Genomic DNA, 19,942 nt, shown 5'->3' on the forward strand with positions numbered 1-19,942 from the left:
GCTTCGCTGGAAAACAAGACAAAAAGCGAGCTTTACGACATGGTGCAGGATCGCGAGGTTGAAGGCCGATCAGATATGAGCAAAGACGATTTGGTCAAAGCGCTCGCAAACGACTAACGCGGATCGACACGGCGGCAGAGTTACCGCAGGACACACAATAGATACCGGCGGACGTTAGAAATTTACGAAAGGCACCGCGCGCTGCGTTAAAGGCGGCGATGCCCGCCAAAAGGTCCGACGTTTTGCCGACGCAAATCCGACGTGATGCCGACAGTGGAAAACGCCAGAATATACAGCGTTAACGTACGATTCGCGGCGGTGACGCGAAAATCACCGCCCGATGGGGGTCACGCAACGCCACGGTGCGTTTACAAATAGTCCGACCGCTGCAATCCGTATTTCGCCATCTTCTCGTTCAACGTCCGGCGTGGCAGGCACAGCTCTTCCATCACCGACACGATCGATCCCTTGTGCCGGCGCATCGTGTTGTCGATCAGCATCCGCTCGAACGCTTCCACGAATTCTTTCAAGGGCTTACCCTCGGTCGTCATCGCCGGTTTGGTCTCTTCGGTATCCGCCATCAGAAGTGACGCAATCGACCCTGTGCCGCGCCGGTTCTGCAACACGGCGCGTTCAGCCACATTGATCAACTGACGCACATTGCCCGGCCATGGGGCCTGCAGCAACTGGGCGGCCTCTTGCGCGCTGACTTCGGGCGCATCGCAGCCATATTCATCGGCAAATTGCTCGCTCAAACGCGTAAACAACGCCAGAATATCCTCGCCCCGCTGACGCAGCGGCGGCACCGTGATCCGCAGCGCGGCCAACCGATAAAACAGATCCGGGCGCAGCACGCTTTCACAGGTCTTGTCTTGCTCCTGCAGGTTACAAATGGCGACGATCCGGGTTTCAGCCGGGGTGCCCTGATCATTGATCGCGGTCAGCAAACGGGCCTGCAATGCGTGGCTAAGTGCCTCAATATCCTCAAGAACCAGCGTCCCACCGCGGGCCTCTTCCATCGCCGGCACAGGCTCATCATCCTTGGCTGGTCCAAAGATGCGGCGACCCAGCGTTTCCTCGTCATAGGCCGAACAACTCAGCAGAACAAACTTCTTGCTGGCACGCGCACCAACCGCATGCAGGGCGTGGGCGACAAGGGTTTTACCCGTCCCGGTTTCACCCTCGACCAGCACATGACCATCGGCCTGGCCAAGATCCAGAATGTCCTCTTTCAGGCGCTCCATCGGGGCAGACTGGCCGATCAGTTTCTTGATCAGGGCCGATCCATCCGACAATTCCTTGCGCAGCGCGCGGTTGTCCAGCGTCAGCCGACGGGCCTGCGTGGCCTTCTTGGCCAGTTCGGTCATCCGGTCCGGGTTGAACGGCTTTTCGAGGAAATCAAAGGCACCGACGCGCATTGCCTCCACCGCCATCGGCACATCACCATGACCTGTGATCATGATCACCGGGAGCGAGCTATCAACGCCCTTCAGCTTCTTGAGAAACTGCATCCCATCCATGCCGGGCATCTTGATGTCGCTGACCACAACGCCGGGGTAATCACTTCCTAACCCTTTCAGCGCATCCTCAGCCGAGGCAAAGGTTTCGGTGTCGAACCCGGACAGGGCCAACCACTGGCTGATCGACTGCCGCATATCCTTTTCATCATCGACAATCGCGATTTTCATAGCCTTGGACATATTTTCTTTCCTTACTCTGCCGCAGCGACTTCGTGTTGTTTCAGTGCGGGCAACTGCACCTCAAAGATGGCGCCACCATCTACCGCGTTGCGGGCCGTCAGACGGCCGCTCAAATCGTTCACGATGCCAGACGAGATAGCAAGCCCCAGACCAACCCCGTCACCAGGCTGTTTAGTGGTATAGAACGGCTCGAACAACTCATTAAGGTTTTCAATACCGTCGCCATTATCACGGATTTGCAGGCTGACGGTGTCTCCAGCGGCCAACAGGATTTCAATGGTTGGATTACTTGCGCTTTTGGTCGCATCAAACGCATTACGCAGCAGATTGATGATCACCTGTTCAAGGCGCAGGCGATCACCATAAATCATCACCGGCTCGTTGGGCAATGTGCGGATGATATTGACGTCACGCGTCTTGAGCTGCGGCTCCATCATCGCCAGCGCTGTGGACACAGCAGCCCTGCAATCAACGGGTTCGAACGCATCCTTGCCCTTGCGGGCATAGGATTTCAGCTGCCGGGTGATCGCGCCCATCCGCTCCAGCAGATCGTCGATCCGCTGAAAGGATGACAGCGCCTCATCTGGCCGTTTGCGTTGCAGCAATAGCCGCGCGCCCGCCAGATAGGTTTTCATGGCCGCCAATGGCTGGTTCAATTCGTGACTGACCGCCGCTGACATCTCGCCCAGGGCGGCCAGTTTCGACGATTGCGCGATGGTCTGTTCGGCCACCTGAAGCGTCTTTTCGACCTTCTCACGTTCGGCGATTTCCCGCTGCAGCCTGCGGTTCAATGCGCGCAACTCTGCTGACTCGCGCTGAAAGAAGACCAGTCGAGACGCGGTCTTGCGGGACATGAAATAAAACACGACCGCCAGAAGCAGCGCGAATCCCATAACCTCGAGCGCCAGAATGCCGTTCACCTTTTCACGGACCGACGCATAGGTGGTAAAGCTGACCATCCGCCAGCCTTGATGCGATACGCGCGCCTCGCGGCGCAAAACGGCCTCGCCGCGCAGGTATGCATCGGCAGGCAGTGCGGCCCAGCCCTGGGTCAACCTGATGGCCCGCTCAATCGCGGACGGGGCTGACTGACGTGACAGCGCCTCTTCCTCGTTCAGGCCGCGCCAGCGTGGTTCGGTCGACATGATGATCGTGCCTTCGCTGTCCATCACGATGACAGCTTCGGAAAATCCGGTCCAACCTCGTTCAAGGGTCGGCACGTCCACCTCGACCGATATGACGCCAAGAAATTCGCCATCCACCTCAACCCTACGCGAATAGATGAAGCTGAACGCACCATCCTCATCCCGATAGGTGGTGTAGATAGTTTCGTTTGCCCGTTGTGCGTTGACAAAGTAGGGGGCGGCGCGATGAGACTCGCCAATGCGGTTCCGGTCTGTCGCCGCAACGGTCCGCCCATCGCGATCAAACAGCATCGCAGAGGCACCACCGAATTCATCGATATTTGCCACAAGGCGGGCGGTCGATAGCGAATAGTTCCTATCTTTCAACGCCGTAATCAATTCAGTGTCCCGCGCCAGAAATGACGGGTCCCGCGAAGTGTTCCGTAATTCGTAGCTCAAATCGCTGACATGACCGGCCAACCGGATTTCGGCCCGATTGCGGATTGTTTCGGTAAAGCGCTGGGTCAGAAACTGGTTGCTGACATAAATGACAATGACCGCAAACAGGCAGATCACAAGAATGGACAATCGCAGATACCATCTGCCCTGCCCCTTGCGCGGCTTCATTTTACCAAACCCCTTCATGGGTGCAGTCTAGGCCCATGGCGGACCTGCAGCAAGAACGCAGATCAGGCTGCGGTCAATTGCCCGACCAGCCCGCGGAAAAGTGCCTGCCCATCAGTGCCGCCATGGCCCACATCAACTGCCCGTTCAGGATGCGGCATCATCCCCAGCACGCGCCGGTTTTCCGACAATATGCCAGCAATATCTGCGACAGACCCGTTAGGGTTTTCAAGGTAACGGAACGGAATACGCGCCTCGGCCTCAAGCTGCGCCAGCGTATCAGCATCAGCGGTGTAATTACCATCGTGATGCGCGATGGGAAAGCCCACGGTATCACCTGCATTATATCCTTCGGTAAAGGCACTGTCCGAGGTTTCCACTTTTAAATCAATCGCTTTGCAGACAAATTTAAGGTTCGCATTGCGCATCAATGCACCGGGCAAAAGCCCGGTTTCGGTCAGCACCTGAAACCCGTTGCAAACACCCAGGGCAAAGCCGCCACGCTCCACATGGGCCACAACCGCCTTGCAAATCGGCGACTTGGCCGCAATCGCCCCGCAGCGCAGATAGTCACCAAATGAAAAACCACCGGGGATCGCCACCAGATCAACGCCATCCGGCAAAGCGGCATCCTTGTGCCAGACCATGCTGACATCGGCACCCGCAGCCTTAAGCGCGACCGCCATGTCGCGGTCGCAGTTCGATCCGGGAAAGACAATGACCGCGGCCCGCATCAAAGCATCTCCACCCGGTAGCTTTCGATCACTGTGTTGGCCAGCAGCTTTTCACACATCTCGTTGATGGTCGCCTCTGGCGTGCCATCGGCCAAATCAAGCTCGATCACCTTGCCCTGACGCACACCTTCAACGCCGTCAAACCCAAGCGAACCAAGGGCGTGGCGCACCGCCTCGCCCTGCGGGTCCAGAACACCATTCTTGAGCATTACATGCACACGCGCTTTCATTGTGCGGACCTTTCTAGTTGATCAATGTCGGCTTCGCTGGGCGGTGTGTGACGTTCGACGGCATCACACCCAAACGCTTTGCCACTTCGGTATAGGCATCGGTCAGGTTGCCCAGATCGCGGCGAAACACGTCCTTGTCCAGCTTCTGACCGGTTTCGATATCCCACAGGCGGCAACTGTCAGGGCTGATCTCATCAGCCAGCAGCAGGCGCGGAAACTCATTGTCCCAGACCCGCCCGATTTCGATCTTGAAATCAACCAGTTTGATGCCCACGCCATACATCACACCAGACATCCAGTCGTTGACCCGCAAGGCAAGGCTGACGATATCGTCCATGTCCTGCTGTGTCGCCCAGCCGAATGCGATGATGTATTCCTCGGGGACCAGCGGGTCGCCAAGGCTGTCATCCTTATAGGAAAACTCGACAATCGGACGTGGCAAGGCCGTCCCTTCTTCCATCCCCATCCGCTTTGCCATGGTTCCGGCGGCAAAGTTGCGCACGATCACCTCGAGCGGAATGATCTCGACCTGGCGGATCAGTTGCTCGCGCATGTTCAGGCGCTTGATGAAATGGGTCGGAATGCCGATCTGGGTCAGGCCGGTCATGAAAAACTCGGACAGGCGGTTGTTCAACACGCCCTTGCCTTCGATCACGGCCTTCTTTTCAGCGTTGAACGCAGTGGCATCATCCTTGAAATACTGCACCAGTGTGCCCGGTTCAGGGCCTTCATACAGGATCTTCGCCTTGCCTTCGTAGATCTTTTTGCGGCGCGCCATGCTCACCCCTTAACACTGCGCTGGCCCGGCATGGGCTGCGCGTTGTGCGCGTCATAGTGCAAGCCCCCCTTGCGGGCAAGCACCTGCGGAGGCATATCAAGGGTAACAGTTGTTTCAAATGATGAGGCCCACATGAGCACCTTTGACGACCGCGAACACGCCTTTGAGGCAAAATTCGCCCACGATGCCGAAATGCAATTCAAGGCAGAGGCCCGACGCAACAAGCTTCTGGGCCTCTGGGCCGCAGACCTGATGGGAAAATCCGGTGATGAGGCGCAGGTCTACGCACAGGACGTCATCAAATCCGATTTTGAAGAGCCGGGCCACGAAGACGTCTACCGCAAAGTCTCTGGCGATTTGGGCGATCTGGCCGATGAAACAACTATTCGCACCAAGATGGCTGAACTGATGGCCGAGGCGAAGGCTCAGTTGCTTAGCGAATACTGATTAACATCAAATTTTCACTATCTTGACGACGTTTTGGCCCGGCCAAGGCGTCGTTTGCATGTGGGGCAAGGTCTGACTTAACCCGGCCTTCACCTCTGGCCCCTAGCCCGGTGTGACACCCGCCGGAGCCGCCATGATCAACCTTCCCGCCACCCGCCCCCGCCAGTTTCTGCGCAATGGCTTGCCGGTTGCGGTTTTGCTGATCTGTGTTCCACTGCTATGGCAGCGCCTGTCGATCATGGATATGGGCGCGATCCGCGCGGCGGTTGGTGCTGTCGGTTGGGATCAGTGGCTGCTGGCCGTCCTTGCGACCTGCCTGAGTTTTCAAGCGATTGGACGCTACGATGCGGTCTGGCATCGTCTGATGGGTACAGGCGTGTCGCCTGCCATTGCCAGACGCGCCGGTATGCAAGCCATCGCTGTGGCACAACTGCTGGGGTTTGGTGCAGTCACGGGCAGTCTGGTGCGCTGGCGCTGTCTGCCCATGTTTTCGCTCTGGCAAGCGACCCGCCTCTCCATCGCCGTCACGCTGGCCTTTACCCTGTGCTGGGCCCTGTTTGCATTATGCGCATTCTGGTGGTCGGGCCTATACCCAGCGTTTTCGGCACTGCATCTGGGCCTACTGCTGTTGGCGGCGGCTGTTCTGATCACGATAGTGCGGCGCAGACTGACCCATAATCTGACCGCCGCCGACATCGGGCAGTTGATGGTCTGGACGGCAGTGGATCTGTGTTGCGCCGCTGCGGCCCTTTCCGTGATGTTGCCGGACGCCATTGACGTCAGTTTTTCACATATTCTGGCCGCCTATGTTCTGGCACTCGGGGCGGGCCTTGTCTCAAACACCCCGGGCGGTGCGGGCGCGTTTGACCTGGCCCTTTTGACACTGTTGCCAATGGACACGCCTGAACCGCTCGTCGCCGCCATCATTGCGTTTCGGCTGGTCTATTATCTGCTGCCTGCCAGCCTCGCGCTTGTGTCCTTGGCCCGTCCGGCGCGGCAAGCAGGCGCATCGCGCAACACACCTGCCCATTGGGCGCTGGCCCGGCAGTCCGGTGAGGTCCGGACCATCGCGGATCAAGCCTGGTATCTGAGTGACTTGCCTTTCGTGATGACTGCGGTGGGGCCTGCCCACCGGGCAACCGCCAAAGCGCCCAATCTGACGGCGCTGCGCCGGCACGCCGCAATCCGCACCAGGTTTCCGGCGCTCTACAATTGCGACCCAAGGCTGGCCATGGCTGCCAGAAATGCAGGTTGGCATGTACGCCGCACCGCGATGGAGGCGTTGATCCGCCCCGCGACATGGTCCACCGCCGGAAACCGGCGACAGACCTTGCGGCGCAAACTCCGCCATGCCGCCGCCGCGGGTGTCGAGGTCACGCGCCCGGGCGCGATGCAACCAATCCAACAGATGCACCATGTTGCACGGCAATGGGCGCTGTCGCATGGCGGAGAGCTTGGCCTGTCGATGGGGCGGTTCTGCCCTGATTTGCTGAAACAACAAGAGGTTTTTCTGATCACGATCAACGGGCAACTCATCGGTTTTGTAAGTTTTCATGCATCACCTGCCGGGTGGGTGCTTGACCTGATCCGCCATGTTGACGTGATACCAGACGGCGCAATCCAGACAGCCATCATCTTCGCAATCGAAGCCGCGAGACAAAGCGAAATTCCGATACTGTCGCTGGCCTGCACGCCCGATCCCCGTTACACGCCGGATCGCTGGGCAAATCGCAAGGCCGGCCTGATCCAGTTCAAGCGGTCGTTCGGACCGATCTGGGTACCGCGTTATCACGCCGCCCCGTCCCGTTTCAGCTTTTGGATGACAGGCATCGTGATCGGAATCGGCATTCATCGACCATGGACCAATCTGCCCTGGAAACTTGCGCGGCGCATCAAGATCATCATGCAGAAATATCAAGTCGCGCTGGTCCGATACTGATTGAAAAACACAAAGATGCGTGACAAGCGAGCTGTATCGGCTGCCAAGGAGGTCGCGGGCCCATGACGAATGCACTTTCCAAACTGCTCGAAACCCGCGATTGGCTGATGGCCGACGGGGCCACTGGCACCAATCTCTTCAATATGGGGCTGATGTCCGGTGATGCGCCGGAGTTTTGGAACATCTATGAAACCGCAAAGATTACAACGCTTTACAAGGGCGCTGTTGATGCGGGTAGTGACATTTTCCTGACCAACAGTTTTGGTGCCAATGCGTCACGGCTCAAACTTCATGGCGCCGAGGGGCGCGTTCAGGAGTTGAACAAAGCCGCAGCCGAGATCGGTCGCGAGGTCGCTGACGCCTCTGGTCGCACTGTTGTTGTCGCGGGTTCCGTCGGGCCAACGGGCGAGATCATGGCGCCCATGGGCACGCTGACGCATGAAACCGCTGTTGAGATGTTTCATGAGCAGGCCGAGGGTCTGAAGGCCGGTGGCGCAGATGTCTTGTGGGTGGAAACCATCAGCGCGGCTGAGGAGTTCAAGGCTGCCGCAGAAGCGTTCAAACTGGCTGACATGCCATGGTGCGGCACAATGAGTTTCGACACGGCTGGCCGGACGATGATGGGGCTGACCTCTGCCGAGATGGTCAAGATGGTTGGCAAGATCGACAATCAACCCCTTGGTTTCGGGGCAAATTGCGGGGTTGGCGCCTCAGATTTGTTGCGCACTGTGCTGGGCTTTGCGACCGCCGGCCCCAGTGTTCCGGTGATCGCAAAGGGAAATGCGGGCATTCCCAAATACCACGATGGACACATTCACTATGACGGGACGCCAGCGCTGATGGGCGATTATGCGGTGCTGGCCCGCGACTGTGGTGCGACGATCATCGGCGGCTGCTGCGGGACAACACCAGATCATCTGCGCGCGATGCGAGAGGCGTTGGAGACGCGGCCCAAAGGCGAAGCGCCGACCTTGGATGCAATCACCGAAGCGCTGGGCGGATTCTCATCCGCATCGGACGGGACCGATGGTGCCGGACCTGTCGCGAGCCCGCGCCGGGGGCGCCGCCGCCGCGGTTGATGTCGGGCGCGACAACAGACATGACCTATCCTGCGTCATCGACGGAGGGGGCGCTGCCCCCGCCGCATACGGCGCCCCCCCGAGGTATTTTGGAACAAAGAAGATCATGTTTACAGCTTATTCACGATGAAACCGGATTGTCGGGATGCGGCACAGGCTGAGGAGCCGATGACCGTAACGGAAGAAGCCCCCGCGAGACGTCAACGTCTTTGCGGGGGTTGTCTTCTTTTGTTTTTAAATACCTCCGCCGGAGGCTCCGGCAATCACCACAAGCGCAGGCTCAAAAAAAGGAAAGCTGATCACCCCGTTGCGGTGGGCGCGCAAAAAGGTCCGTGCGCAGCGGTGGCAAAGATCGATCCAGCCCCAGTTTCCGCGTTGCCAGTTTAAAGCGTTGTTGGATCATGGCCGCCCACTCCCCCTGCCCGGTCATCCGTTTGCCGAACTCCGGGTCGTAATCCCGACCGCCATGTAACTCCCGCACACGGCCCATCACGCGGGCGGCACGGTCCGGGAAATGTTCGGCCAGCCAATCACGGAAAAGCGTTGCAACCTCGCGCGGCAGGCGCAGCACGATGGATGAGGCCGCGACCGCACCTGCATTGGCGCAGGCATGCAGGATCGCCTCCAACTCGTGATCGGTCAGGGCGGGCACTACCGGCGACACCATCGCGCGGACCGGGATGCCAGCGGCGGTCAGCCGCCGGATTGTGCGCAGACGCGCCGCCGGGAGCGGCACGCGCGGCTCCATCGCGCGAGAGGTTGCATTGTCCAGGGTAGTGACCGAAATCCCGACACGAACAAGATCCTTCGTCGCCATCTCGCCTAGGATATCAGCGTCGCGTTCGATCAATGTGCCTTTGGTCACGATCCCCACCGGATGGTTGAAATCACGCAGGACCTCCAGCACCTCGCGCATGATCTTACGCTCTTTCTCAATCGGTTGATAAGGGTCGGTATTGGTGCCGATGGCAATTGTTTTGGGCACGTAACGCGGGTTCGCAAGTTCAACCCGCAAACGATCGGCCGCATTGGGTCGCGCGATCAGTTTGGTTTCAAAATCAAGACCAGGCGACAGGCCAAGAAAGGCGTGACTGGGCCGGGCAAAGCAATAGATGCAGCCATGTTCGCAACCGCGATAGGGGTTGATGGACCGATCAAAGCTGAGATCGGGCGAGGTGTTGCGGGTGATGATCTTGCGCGCCATCTCTTCGCTGACTTCGGTGCGCAGAACGGGCAGTTCCTCGTCCCGTGCCCAGCCATCATCCACCATTTGCGAGGTGTAGCGATCAAACCGCACATCTGGGTTGGATGTGGCCGCGCGGCCGGGGGTGCGATGTGACTTTGGCGCGGTATGATCAGTCATGATCTTTATTAGAACATTTCATGAACGCGCACAATGGCAGGTCGGTCACGATCTGATGTATGTCGTTATTCAGCAGGTAGTCAAAGCTGATCGCGCGCACTACTAACAAAGTAACGCTTTTCAAGAGGTTCCGCATGTCTGACGAAGAAGACGACATCATCCTGTCCGAGTTGAATGACGAGGACCTCGTCGCGCAAATGTTCGACGACCTTTATGACGGCATGAAGGAAGAAATCGAGGAAGGCGTGAACATCCTACTGGAACGCGGGTGGGAACCTTATCGCATTCTGACCGAGGCGCTGGTTGGCGGCATGACCATCGTGGGCCACGACTTCCGTGATGGGATCCTGTTTGTGCCAGAGGTCTTGCTGGCCGCCAATGCGATGAAGGGCGGCATGGCCATCCTGAAGCCGCTTCTGGCCGAAACAGGTGCCCCGCGCGTGGGTAAAATGGTGATCGGCACCGTCAAGGGCGACATCCATGATATCGGCAAGAACCTGGTGTCGATGATGATGGAAGGCGCCGGTTTCGAGGTCGTTGATCTGGGGATCAACAACGCGGTCGAGGCTTATCTGGAGGCGTTGGAAACCGAGCAGCCTGACATTCTGGGCATGTCCGCCCTGCTGACAACCACCATGCCCTACATGAAGGTTGTCATCGATACGATGATCGAAAAGGGGTTGCGCGACGACTATGTCGTTCTGGTCGGTGGCGCGCCGCTGAACGAAGAGTTTGGCAAGGCGATTGGCGCGGATGCCTATTGTCGTGATGCGGCTGTCGCCGTGGAAACGGCCAAGACATTCATGGCGCGCAAACATAATCAGGGTGCTGCCGCGACCTAAGCCCTTTCAATTCGCGGCGACCGTGCACATCTAGAGCGACAAAGGAGAGTGCCGATGCCGTTTCGAACCTTTGCACTTATCGTGATTGGCGTGATCGCCACGTCGGCCGGGACCGTCTGGTTGATGTCACTCATCGCTATCCACCTTCAGGTCCGACCAATGCCCATGTTCGTGATGTTGGGCTTGGTGGCTATAGCTGCGTTTGTTGCGGTGCGAAGGCGCAATGGATGATGCGACGCTGACGCGTGACGGGCTTGCGCCTGACGGGGGTGGTCGCATCCTGCTGATCGCTTGCGGTGCGCTTGCGCGGGAAATACTGGCGATCAAATCAGCAAATGGTCTGGATCATCTTGATCTGCAGTGCCTGCCAGCCATCCTGCATAATCACCCAGAGCGGATTGTGCCGGCGGTGCGGAAAGCCGTGCAGACCTACCGCGACGAGTATGCTGATATCTTTGTTGTTTATGCTGACTGCGGCACGGGCGGGCAGTTAAAGGCCGCTTGTGATGATTTGGATGTGAAGATGGTGGCTGGCCCGCATTGCTATTCATTCTTTGAAGGCAGTGATCGCTTTGCCGCGCGCGAGGAGATGACGGCGTTCTATCTGACCGATTTTCTGGTGCGTCAGTTCGATGCTTTTGTGTGGGAGCCGCTGGGTCTGGGCCGTCATCCTGCCCTGCGCGACATGTATTTCGCCAATTATGAAACGCTGGTCTATCAGGCCCAGACCGACGATCCGGCTTTGACAGAAAAAGCCCGCACATGCGCCGAGCGGCTCGGGCTGCGGTTCGAGCGACGCTTTACAGGCTATGGCGATTTGGAACCAGCGCTCGCGGCTTTGCGCTGAAAATTTCTGACACAGAAATTTGCCCAGATTTTTCGTAAAAATCTGGCGCGGCTAGGCTGCCGCTGCGGATTGTCTGATCCGCTCAACCATCGCCCGCAATCCGTTGGACCGTTGCGCGGACAGATGGTCGTTCAGGCCCAGCCGCCCGAGTTCTGCAGCGGCGTCAATTTTTAAGACATCGGCAGCCGGCTGGCCGCTGTAAAGCGTGTGAAGCACGGCAATCAATCCGCGCACGATCATCGCATCGCTGTCGCCACGAAAGGTAAAAGTGCCATCCTTGATCTGGGGCACAAGCCAGACCTGGCTGGCGCAGCCATCCACCTTGGTGGCGGGCACGCGCAACGCATCCTCCAGCGGATCCATCGCCTTGCCCATGTCAATGACATGGCGATACCGGTCTTCCCAATCATCAAGGAATTCAAAGGTTTCGACCAGTTCTTCAAAATCGGGGTTTGCCATGGATGCGCCTTTAGCTGTCTGCCGTTGATGTAGGGCGCGCAGACTGCAGCGTCCAGATCAAAGCGCGACGGTCACAACCTTCTGGCCCTTCACGGCCAGTGCCACCTGCCCTTCGCAGAGCAGCAGGGCATCATTGCCGAACACCTCGCGCCGCCAGCCCTTGAGCGCAGGCACGTCCCGTTCGCCTGCCGCCAGCGCATCCAGATCGGCAGAATTGGCAATGAGCTTTTGCGCCACGCCTTCGTTTTCAGTCTTGGCCTTGAGCAGCACGCGCAACAGATCAGCCAGCGCCGGGTTCACCTGCAGTTTGGCCCGGTCGTTGTCGGGTTTGGGCATGTCTTCGGGTTTCACGGCCAGCCCTGTCTTGATGCTTGTCAGGATACCCTGGGCAATGTCGCCCTTGCGCGCCTCGCGCAGCAAGAGCCGGGACCGCCCCAGATCCTGCTCCGTCTGCGGCTTGGTGGACGCCAGTTCAACCAGCGCATCGTCCTTGTAAACCCGGTTGCGGGGGATGTTGCGTTCCTGCGCGTAGGTTTCGCGAAACCGGGCCAGCTCGCGCACGATGGCCAGAAATTTGCCGGACGTGGTGCGTGTTTTAACCCGCTTCCATGCGTCATCCGGGTTGGCTTGATAAGTGGCGGGGTCTTTCAGCACCGCCATTTCTTCAGCCACCCATTTTTTGCGGCCAGACTTGCCCAAACGGTCAGACAGGTATTCGTAGATATCGCGCAGATGCGTAACGTCAGCCAGCGCATATTTCTTCTGCGCGTCAGTCAGGGGACGACGCGACCAATCGGTGAAACGGGACGATTTATCCAGATCGGCTTTGGCGATCTTGCGCACCAGCGTTTCATAGCCGACCTGTTCGCCAAAGCCACAGACCATTGCGGCGACCTGCGTGTCAAACAACGGTTCGGGGATAACCCCCACATCGACATAGAAAATCTCAAGATCCTGACGTGCGGCGTGGAATACTTTGACGACACCTGCATCGCGGAACAGATCATAAAGTGGCTCGAGCGACAGATCATCGGCGAGCGGATCGAGCAGAACCGCATCCTCGGCGCCATCATCCCGATAGGCCAACTGCACAAGACAGAGTTTGGAATAGTAGGTCCGCTCGCGCAGGAACTCGGTGTCTACGGTGACATAGCTGCATTTTGCAGCCTCTGCACAGAATGCGGCCAAGTCCTTGGTTGTGGTTATTGTTTTCATTCTTGTTCCGTCACTCGTTCAGGGCCCACACCCAAGCGCCGTTCATTGATAGGCGATCAGGTGGCCCATGGAAAGAAGGACGCTGCGGATCAGGCGGAAACTGTGACCTGGCTGCGATCCCCGATGGCAAATTTGCGCAAAACGGCTGCGTAAAGCTGGTGTTCCAGTGGCAAAAGACGCGCGGCAAGCATCTCGGGCGTGTCGTCAGGCTGGATCGCGATACGCGCCTGCCCCAGCACCGGGCCGCCATCCAGCTCTGCTGTCACCTCATGCACCGAACAACCATGTTCACTGTCGCCAGCTGCCAGGGCACGGGCATGTGTGTGCAGCCCCTTGTATTTCGGCAGAAGCGATGGATGGATGTTCAGCATCTTGCCGTCCCATTTCTTGATGAACTCGGGCGTCAGGATGCGCATGAAACCGGCCAGACAGATGATATCCGGTCTGGCCGTTGACAGGGCCCTATGCAATTCGGCCTCAAACGCCGTTCGATCCTTGCCGAATGGTTTATGATCAATGGCGAGTGTGGGCACATTCAGCGCCCGCGCCTTGGCCAACCCTGCCGCCTCTGGATCATTGGACAGCACCAGAACCGGACGCGCCGGATGATCGCCGGTCATGGATTTGACCAGCGACACCATGTTGGAGCCGCTGCCGGAAATCAGGATCGCAACCCGCTTGGTCACAAGAGCGCACCTGTGTAGCTGACACCGTCACCCTTGATGACGCTGCCAAGCCGGTAGACCGTTTCGCCGGACGCGGTCAGATTTGACGTCAGATCATCGGCGCTGTCCGCGTCCACGACCAACACCATGCCAATGCCCGCGTTAAAGGTTTTCAGCAGTTCCGCCTCTGCCATACCGCCGGTTTCGGCCAGCCAGCCGAACACCGGGGGAAGCGTCCAGGCGCCCAAATCAATCTGCGCGCCAAGCCCCTCTGGCAGGACACGCGGAAGATTTTCTGTCAACCCGCCGCCGGTGATATGGGCCAGAGCATGCACACCCCCTGCCCTGACCGCCGCCAGCGCCTGTTTGACATAGAGCCGGGTCGGGGCCAGCAGGGCCGCACCAAGGGTCGCATCGGCAAAGGGTGCGGGATCAGCCCATGTCAGCCCGGACAGATCGACAATCCGCCGCACCAGTGAATACCCGTTGGAATGCACCCCGTCCGACGCCAGCCCCAGCAACACGTCGCCTTCAGCCATGTCGGCAGGCAGATCCGCGCCGCGTTCCATCGCGCCCACAGCAAAGCCCGCCAGATCGAAATCCCCATCGTGATACATACCCGGCATCTCGGCCGTTTCACCGCCAATCAGGGCACAGCCAGACGCGGCGCACCCGGCGGCGATCCCTTCTATGATACGGGTGGCCTGATCAAGCTCCAGCTTGCCGGTGGCAAAATAGTCAAGGAAAAACAAAGGCTCCGCCCCTTGGCAGACCAGATCGTTGACGCACATGGCGACCAGATCGACGCCGATCGTGTCGACATTGCCCGTATCGATGGCGATCCGCAGCTTGGTGCCAACTCCATCGGTGGCCGCCACAAGGATGGGGTCGACATAGCCTGCACCCTTCAGATCGAACAGCGCGCCGAACCCGCCCAGTCCCGCCATAACGCCCGGACGGGCAGTGCGTTTGGCAGCCGGTTTGATGCGATCCACAAGGGTGTTGCCCGCGTCGATATCGACGCCTGCATCGGCATATGTCAGGCCATTTTTTGTCATCGCGACACCCCGTTTTTCCGTTGGCGCTGCGATAGCGGATCAGCGGCATGGCCGCAAGAAGACATAAATAAAGTGTATTCTGTTGAGCGTTTGTTAATACTTTGACTGCAGAACGATAGGTGAGACGAAGCGCCCTCCTCAAGTTCTTGTCAGTCTCGCTGGTATAGGGGCGGCCGGCGTTTGGTTAGTCAGTATCTACTCCAGCGTCGCCGCCTCGTCATCCTTCACACGAAAACCCATCCTGATCTTGACGGCCCGGCCCTGTCTGGTAGTGCAGGATAATGGATGGGCCTGTAGCTCAATTGGTTAGAGCAGAGCGCTCATAACGCTTTGGTTGCGGGTTCAAGTCCTGCCGGGCCTACCATCCTTGCCTCCACTCAGTATACGAATGCATACCACCTTTCCGTCCGCAAAGATTTGCGTTATGGGGGCGGCAGAATCCATGCAATGCGGAGGGACGAGATGTCCAAGATCAAGGTAGAGAACCCAATCGTCGAGATGGACGGGGATGAGATGACCCGGATCATCTGGGACTTCATCAAGAAAAAACTGATACTGCCTTATCTGGATGTGGACCTGCTCTACTACGATCTGGGGATCGAGGAACGCGACCGCACCGAGGACCAGATCACCATCGATGCTGCCGAAAAGACCAAAGAGGTCGGTGTCGCTGTCAAATGTGCGACCATCACACCGGACGAAGCCCGGGTCGAGGAATTTGGCCTGAAAAAGATGTGGCGCAGCCCGAACGGCACCATCCGCAATATCCTGGGCGGTGTGGTTTTTCGCGCGCCGATCATTTGTAAAAACGTGCCGCGCCTTGTGCCCGGATGGACCCAACCGATTGTGATCGGGCGTCACGCCTATGGTGACCAGTACCGTGCGACCGACATGAAATTCCCTGGCCCAGGTAAACTGTCGATGAAATTTGTCGGCAATGACGGCGAAGTGATCGAACATGAAGTGTTCGATGCCCCGTCCTCCGGCGTCTATATGGGCATGTATAACCTTGATAAATCGATCGAGGATTTCGCGCGCGCCTCCCTGAATTACGGTCTGAACCTCGGCTGGCCGGTCTATCTGTCCACCAAGAACACCATCCTGAAACAGTATGACGGTCAGTTCATGCTGATCTTCCAGCGCATTTTCGAGGAAGAGTTCAAGGACAAGTTCGAAGCCAAGGGCATCACTTACGAACACCGCCTGATCGACGATATGGTCGCCGCCGCAATGAAATGGTCCGGCGGCTTCGTCTGGGCCTGTAAAAACTATGACGGCGATGTGCAGTCCGACACTGTTGCGCAAGGCTTTGGCTCGCTTGGTCTGATGACCTCGCAACTGATGACCCCCGATGGGAAGATTGTCGAGGCCGAGGCCGCGCACGGCACCGTTACCCGTCACTACCGACAGCATCAGGCGGGCAAGGCGACATCGACCAACTCGATCGCGTCGATCTTTGCATGGACCGGCGGGCTCAAGCACCGTGCCAAGCTGGATGACAATGCAGAGCTGATGAAGTTTGCCGACACGCTGGAAAAGGTCATCGTGGACACGGTCGAAAGTGGCCACATGACCAAGGATCTGGCCCTGCTGGTTGGTCCCGATCAGCAATGGCTGACCACCGAAGGGTTCCTTGAAAAAATCGACGAAAACCTGAACGCGGCGATGTAATCCTGCAACGATTGTTCAGAAAAGGCGGCCCTGTCATGGGCCGCCTTTTTGTTGTCAGTTCGCTGGTTCACGTGATCCGAACATCGCAACCGAAATGATCCTATGACCCAATACGAATTTACTGATCTTTCCGGCCCGGGGCGGCGCGCCATCTGGGCCACATGTGCCTATGCCTGTGCCCAGCTGGGCCTTTCGGCCGCGCATGTGTACCAAAACGCCGTGATCCGCGGCTACATCTCCGGCACAACCGATGATGCGGCCTTGTTGCAAAGCGACAACGTCGTCGGAATGACGTCAATTGTCTTTCTTCTGCTGCTCATTCTCGTTTTCATCGTGAACGGGCGCTTTATCTATCTGGCAAGTCGAAATGCAGCAGTCATGACGCCTGACAGCCAGGCGATCACCCCCGGATGGGCTGTCGGTTGGTTCGCGGTACCTATTGCCAATTTCTGGATGCCCTACAGAGCGATGAAAGAGACCTGGCTGCGGACGTTTAAGACGGCAGATACCGTTCCGGGATGGTTTGTCATATGGTGGCTCAGCTGGGTGGCCATGAATATAGTCGATCAAGTTCTTGGCCGTATGTCGCCACCAAACAACCTGCCCGACTACATCGGCTATAATCAGGCCTTTATCGTCTCGGGTGTTCTTTGGCTGATCCCCGCCTACCTTTTCCTTCGGATCATCCGCGCACTCAAAGAGGCCAAACACAACCCTGCCGAGGTTTTTGCCTAGGTCTAGGTCGTTTTACTTTGCGTCCTGCGTGTTCGTGTCAGTTTGGGACTAGCCATTCGCGCCGCCTCGCGTTATCCGCGCCGCAACTTATCCCTAAAGGCTGATCCCATGGATATCCGCAATATCGCGATTATCGCGCATGTTGACCACGGCAAGACGACACTGGTTGACGAACTTCTTAAACAGTCCGGCGTGTTTCGCGAAAACGAAGCCGTGTCCGAACGGGCGATGGACTCGAATGATATCGAGCGCGAGCGCGGCATCACCATTCTGGCCAAATGTACATCGGTTGAATGGAAGGGTACCCGGATCAACATCGTCGATACACCGGGTCACGCCGATTTCGGCGGAGAGGTGGAACGAATCCTATCGATGGTGGACGGGGTCGTACTGCTGGTTGATGCCGCCGAAGGGCCAATGCCGCAGACAAAATTCGTGACATCCAAGGCGCTTGCGCTTGGCCTGCGCCCGATTGTGGTGGTTAACAAGGTGGACAAGCCCGATGGGGAGCCTGACCGCGCGATTGACGAGGTGTTTGACCTGTTTGCGGCACTGGAGGCCGAGGATGAGCAGCTGGATTTCCCCTCCATGTATGCTTCCGGCCGCGCGGGCTGGTGCGACGCCACGCTTGATGGGCCGCGCAAGGATCTATCAGCTCTGTTCGATCTGATCGTCGATCACGTGCCGACACCAGCGCAAATCACGCGCAAGGACGAACCGTTTCAGATGCTGGCGACAACCCTGTCAGCCGATCCATTCATCGGGCGTATCCTGACCGGTCGGGTCGAGGCAGGGACTTTGAAAGCCGGCGAAACGGTCAAGGCCTTGTCGCGGACAGGTGAAAAGATTGAACAGTTCCGGGTGTCCAAGATCCTTGCGTTTCGTGGCTTGTCGCAACAACCGATTGATGTGGCCGAAGCCGGTGACATCGTGACCCTCGCCGGGATGACCAAGGCAACCGTTGCTGACACAATCTGCGATCTGAGCGTTGATACCGCCATTCCCGCTCAGCCAATCGACCCCCCCACGATCACAGTGACGTTCGGGATCAATGACAGCCCACTTGCAGGTCGTGATGGCAAAAAAGTGCAGTCACGCGTCATCCGCGAACGGCTGATGAAAGAATCCGAAGTCAATGTCGCGATCAAGGTCGCCGACACGCCCGGTGGTGATGCATTCGAGGTGTCCGGCCGCGGCGAATTGCAGATGGGCGTGCTGATCGAAAACATGCGCCGTGAAGGGTTCGAGCTGTCGATTTCCCGCCCGCAGGTGATTTTCACGGAACAAGATGGTCAGCGGATGGAGCCGGTCGAGGAAGTCACTGTCGACGTGGATGATGAATATACCGGCGTGGTCGTCGAAAAACTGACCGGTCCGCGCAAGGGTGAGTTGGTCGAAATGAAACCCGCCGGTGCGGGCAAGACACGCATCATTGCGCATGTCCCGTCGCGCGGACTGATCGGCTATCATGGCGAGTTTCTGACCGACACGCGCGGGTCTGGCGTGTTGAACCGCCTGTTCCACGGCCAAACCCCATATAAGGGCAAGATCGAAGGTCGCCGACAAGGCGTCTTGATTTCGATGGAAAACGGAACGTCTGTTGCCTTCGCCCTGTGGAACCTGGAAGATCGGGGCAAGATGTTCATTGGCGCACAAGAAGCGGTTTATACCGGCATGATCATCGGCGAGCACAGCCGGGATAACGATCTGGAAGTGAACCCGCTGAAGGGCAAGAAGCTGACCAATGTGCGGGCGTCGGGCACGGATGAGGCGGTGCGCCTGACAACACCTGTGACCATGTCATTGGAGCAGGCAATCGCCTATATTGACGATGATGAACTGGTCGAAGTCACGCCAAACGCAATCCGTCTGCGCAAGCGCTATCTTGATCCGCATGAACGCAAACGGCAGGCGCGGGCAAGCTGAGCGGCACAAAGTTTCGCAGAAACTTTGGCAACAGACTTTCCTCGAAAGTCTGGCTACGCCGTTGTCATCGGATCACCAAGCGATACATTACCGGGCCCAACGACCGAGGCGTACCAACCGCCGTGACCGCGCATGGCGTTGTAACCGCCCGGCCCCAATTCCTGTTCCATACGCGAACAAGGCGGGCATGGTCCTTCGATCTGCAACACCGCCTGCCCGACCTTGATACGTGATTTTCTAAGCGCATAAAGATTGACGCCCGACACCATCAAGTTGCGCCGCAATTGTCCGGGCTGCACGCATTCGAGGCCAGCCAGACTTGCGATGACCTGCAGATGCTCCTGCTGGATCAGCGTCACAGCTCTTTTCTCGCCCGACGCGTGATCACCAACCAATCCATTTTCGTCAATGAAAACTGAACTTTGACTGATCACTGCCTCTCTACGTGCTGGCCGCAGGCCGATCCAATCCAACCGACCGGGCTTCGCGTGCCGGGCCATCATTTC

The 19,942-nt window shown here is 58.1% G+C and carries 20 protein-coding genes and 1 tRNA gene; 10 read left to right on the top strand and 11 right to left on the bottom strand.

What is annotated here, in order from left to right:
* Positions 1 to 368 precede the first annotated feature (368 nt).
* From ACFWW2_RS13135 to purC, 5 genes are read right to left on the bottom strand one after another with little or no spacing between them, the layout of a single operon-like run.
* The gene (locus ACFWW2_RS13135) at positions 369 to 1,700 is read right to left on the bottom strand and encodes a sigma-54-dependent transcriptional regulator (RefSeq protein ID WP_393928530.1); all 1,332 of its coding nucleotides are present in this window, start codon (positions 1,698 to 1,700) and stop codon (positions 369 to 371) included.
* 11 nt (positions 1,701 to 1,711) lie between these two features.
* Positions 1,712 to 3,469 (bottom strand): ATP-binding protein, encoded by a 1,758-nt coding sequence (locus ACFWW2_RS13140; RefSeq protein ID WP_393928531.1) that lies wholly within the window; start codon positions 3,467 to 3,469, stop codon positions 1,712 to 1,714.
* 44 nt (positions 3,470 to 3,513) lie between these two features.
* A complete protein-coding gene (gene purQ / locus ACFWW2_RS13145) occupies positions 3,514 to 4,182 on the bottom strand; it encodes a phosphoribosylformylglycinamidine synthase subunit PurQ (protein ID WP_393928532.1) in 669 nt (222 codons plus the stop codon).
* Positions 4,182 to 4,412: a phosphoribosylformylglycinamidine synthase subunit PurS gene (purS, locus tag ACFWW2_RS13150; RefSeq protein ID WP_393928533.1), complete on the bottom strand. Its 231-nt coding sequence runs from the start codon at positions 4,410 to 4,412 to the stop codon at positions 4,182 to 4,184. Before purS ends, purQ begins: the two co-directional genes overlap by 1 nt.
* A gap of 13 nt (positions 4,413 to 4,425) precedes the next feature.
* Positions 4,426 to 5,190, bottom strand: coding sequence for a phosphoribosylaminoimidazolesuccinocarboxamide synthase (purC, locus tag ACFWW2_RS13155; RefSeq protein ID WP_393928534.1), 765 nt, complete (start codon positions 5,188 to 5,190; stop codon positions 4,426 to 4,428).
* Positions 5,191 to 5,322: 132 nt separating this feature from the next.
* Here purC and ACFWW2_RS13160 point away from each other — a divergent pair, with 132 nt between their 5' ends.
* From ACFWW2_RS13160 to bmt, 3 genes are all read left to right on the top strand, one after another.
* On the top strand, positions 5,323 to 5,637 hold the full coding sequence (locus tag ACFWW2_RS13160; protein ID WP_393928535.1) for a DUF1476 domain-containing protein: 315 nt from the start codon (positions 5,323 to 5,325) through the stop codon (positions 5,635 to 5,637).
* A 133-nt stretch (positions 5,638 to 5,770) separates the two neighbouring features.
* Complete coding sequence (locus ACFWW2_RS13165; RefSeq protein ID WP_393928536.1) at positions 5,771 to 7,576, top strand: phosphatidylglycerol lysyltransferase domain-containing protein; 1,806 nt, start codon at positions 5,771 to 5,773, stop codon at positions 7,574 to 7,576.
* Between the two features lie 62 nt (positions 7,577 to 7,638).
* The gene (gene bmt / locus ACFWW2_RS13170) at positions 7,639 to 8,655 is read left to right on the top strand and encodes a betaine--homocysteine S-methyltransferase (protein ID WP_393928537.1); all 1,017 of its coding nucleotides are present in this window, start codon (positions 7,639 to 7,641) and stop codon (positions 8,653 to 8,655) included.
* 280 nt (positions 8,656 to 8,935) lie between these two features.
* Here bmt and ACFWW2_RS13175 read toward each other — a convergent pair whose 3' ends face one another.
* Positions 8,936 to 10,018 (bottom strand): PA0069 family radical SAM protein, encoded by a 1,083-nt coding sequence (locus ACFWW2_RS13175; RefSeq protein WP_393928538.1) that lies wholly within the window; start codon positions 10,016 to 10,018, stop codon positions 8,936 to 8,938.
* A 134-nt stretch (positions 10,019 to 10,152) separates the two neighbouring features.
* Here ACFWW2_RS13175 and ACFWW2_RS13180 point away from each other — a divergent pair, with 134 nt between their 5' ends.
* From ACFWW2_RS13180 to ACFWW2_RS13190, 3 genes are read left to right on the top strand one after another with little or no spacing between them, the layout of a single operon-like run.
* Positions 10,153 to 10,860: a corrinoid protein gene (locus tag ACFWW2_RS13180; protein ID WP_393928539.1), complete on the top strand. Its 708-nt coding sequence runs from the start codon at positions 10,153 to 10,155 to the stop codon at positions 10,858 to 10,860.
* Positions 10,861 to 10,914: 54 nt separating this feature from the next.
* Positions 10,915 to 11,091, top strand: coding sequence for a hypothetical protein (locus ACFWW2_RS13185; RefSeq protein WP_393928540.1), 177 nt, complete (start codon positions 10,915 to 10,917; stop codon positions 11,089 to 11,091).
* Positions 11,084 to 11,707 carry a DUF1638 domain-containing protein gene (locus tag ACFWW2_RS13190; RefSeq protein WP_393928541.1) on the top strand — a complete coding sequence of 208 codons (624 nt, stop codon included), beginning with the start codon at positions 11,084 to 11,086 and terminating at the stop codon, positions 11,705 to 11,707. The genes ACFWW2_RS13185 and ACFWW2_RS13190 overlap by 8 nt, the downstream gene beginning before the upstream one ends.
* Positions 11,708 to 11,758: 51 nt before the next feature.
* Here ACFWW2_RS13190 and ACFWW2_RS13195 read toward each other — a convergent pair whose 3' ends face one another.
* The 4 genes from ACFWW2_RS13195 to purM all read right to left on the bottom strand — a co-directional run bounded on the left by ACFWW2_RS13195 (position 11,759) and on the right by purM (position 15,104).
* Entirely contained in the window at positions 11,759 to 12,166 is a 408-nt protein-coding gene (locus tag ACFWW2_RS13195; RefSeq protein WP_393928542.1) for a SufE family protein, read from the bottom strand.
* A gap of 57 nt (positions 12,167 to 12,223) precedes the next feature.
* Positions 12,224 to 13,381: a ribonuclease D gene (rnd, locus tag ACFWW2_RS13200; protein ID WP_393928543.1), complete on the bottom strand. Its 1,158-nt coding sequence runs from the start codon at positions 13,379 to 13,381 to the stop codon at positions 12,224 to 12,226.
* An 89-nt stretch (positions 13,382 to 13,470) separates the two neighbouring features.
* Positions 13,471 to 14,067 (bottom strand): phosphoribosylglycinamide formyltransferase, encoded by a 597-nt coding sequence (gene purN / locus ACFWW2_RS13205; protein ID WP_393928544.1) that lies wholly within the window; start codon positions 14,065 to 14,067, stop codon positions 13,471 to 13,473.
* Entirely contained in the window at positions 14,064 to 15,104 is a 1,041-nt protein-coding gene (gene purM / locus ACFWW2_RS13210) for a phosphoribosylformylglycinamidine cyclo-ligase (protein WP_393928545.1), read from the bottom strand. Before purM ends, purN begins: the two co-directional genes overlap by 4 nt.
* Before the next feature lie 287 nt (positions 15,105 to 15,391).
* Between purM and ACFWW2_RS13215 the strand changes: the two genes are divergently transcribed.
* The 4 genes from ACFWW2_RS13215 to typA all read left to right on the top strand — a co-directional run bounded on the left by ACFWW2_RS13215 (position 15,392) and on the right by typA (position 19,436).
* A tRNA-Ile gene (locus ACFWW2_RS13215) sits at positions 15,392 to 15,468 on the top strand.
* 98 nt (positions 15,469 to 15,566) lie between these two features.
* Complete coding sequence (locus tag ACFWW2_RS13220) at positions 15,567 to 16,775, top strand: NADP-dependent isocitrate dehydrogenase (protein ID WP_393928546.1); 1,209 nt, start codon at positions 15,567 to 15,569, stop codon at positions 16,773 to 16,775.
* Positions 16,776 to 16,877: 102 nt separating this feature from the next.
* On the top strand, positions 16,878 to 17,510 hold the full coding sequence (locus tag ACFWW2_RS13225) for a DUF4328 domain-containing protein (RefSeq protein ID WP_393928547.1): 633 nt from the start codon (positions 16,878 to 16,880) through the stop codon (positions 17,508 to 17,510).
* 108 nt (positions 17,511 to 17,618) lie between these two features.
* On the top strand, positions 17,619 to 19,436 hold the full coding sequence (gene typA / locus ACFWW2_RS13230; protein WP_393928548.1) for a translational GTPase TypA: 1,818 nt from the start codon (positions 17,619 to 17,621) through the stop codon (positions 19,434 to 19,436).
* A gap of 53 nt (positions 19,437 to 19,489) precedes the next feature.
* On the opposite strand, the gene ACFWW2_RS13235 is transcribed toward typA, so the two are convergent.
* Positions 19,490 to 19,936, bottom strand: a complete 447-nt coding sequence (locus ACFWW2_RS13235) for an MOSC domain-containing protein (protein WP_393928549.1) — start codon at positions 19,934 to 19,936, stop codon at positions 19,490 to 19,492.
* Positions 19,937 to 19,942 lie beyond the last annotated feature (6 nt).

The sequence above is a fragment of the Yoonia sp. R2-816 genome (genome assembly GCF_046762905.1).
GTDB lineage: Bacteria > Pseudomonadota > Alphaproteobacteria > Rhodobacterales > Rhodobacteraceae > Yoonia.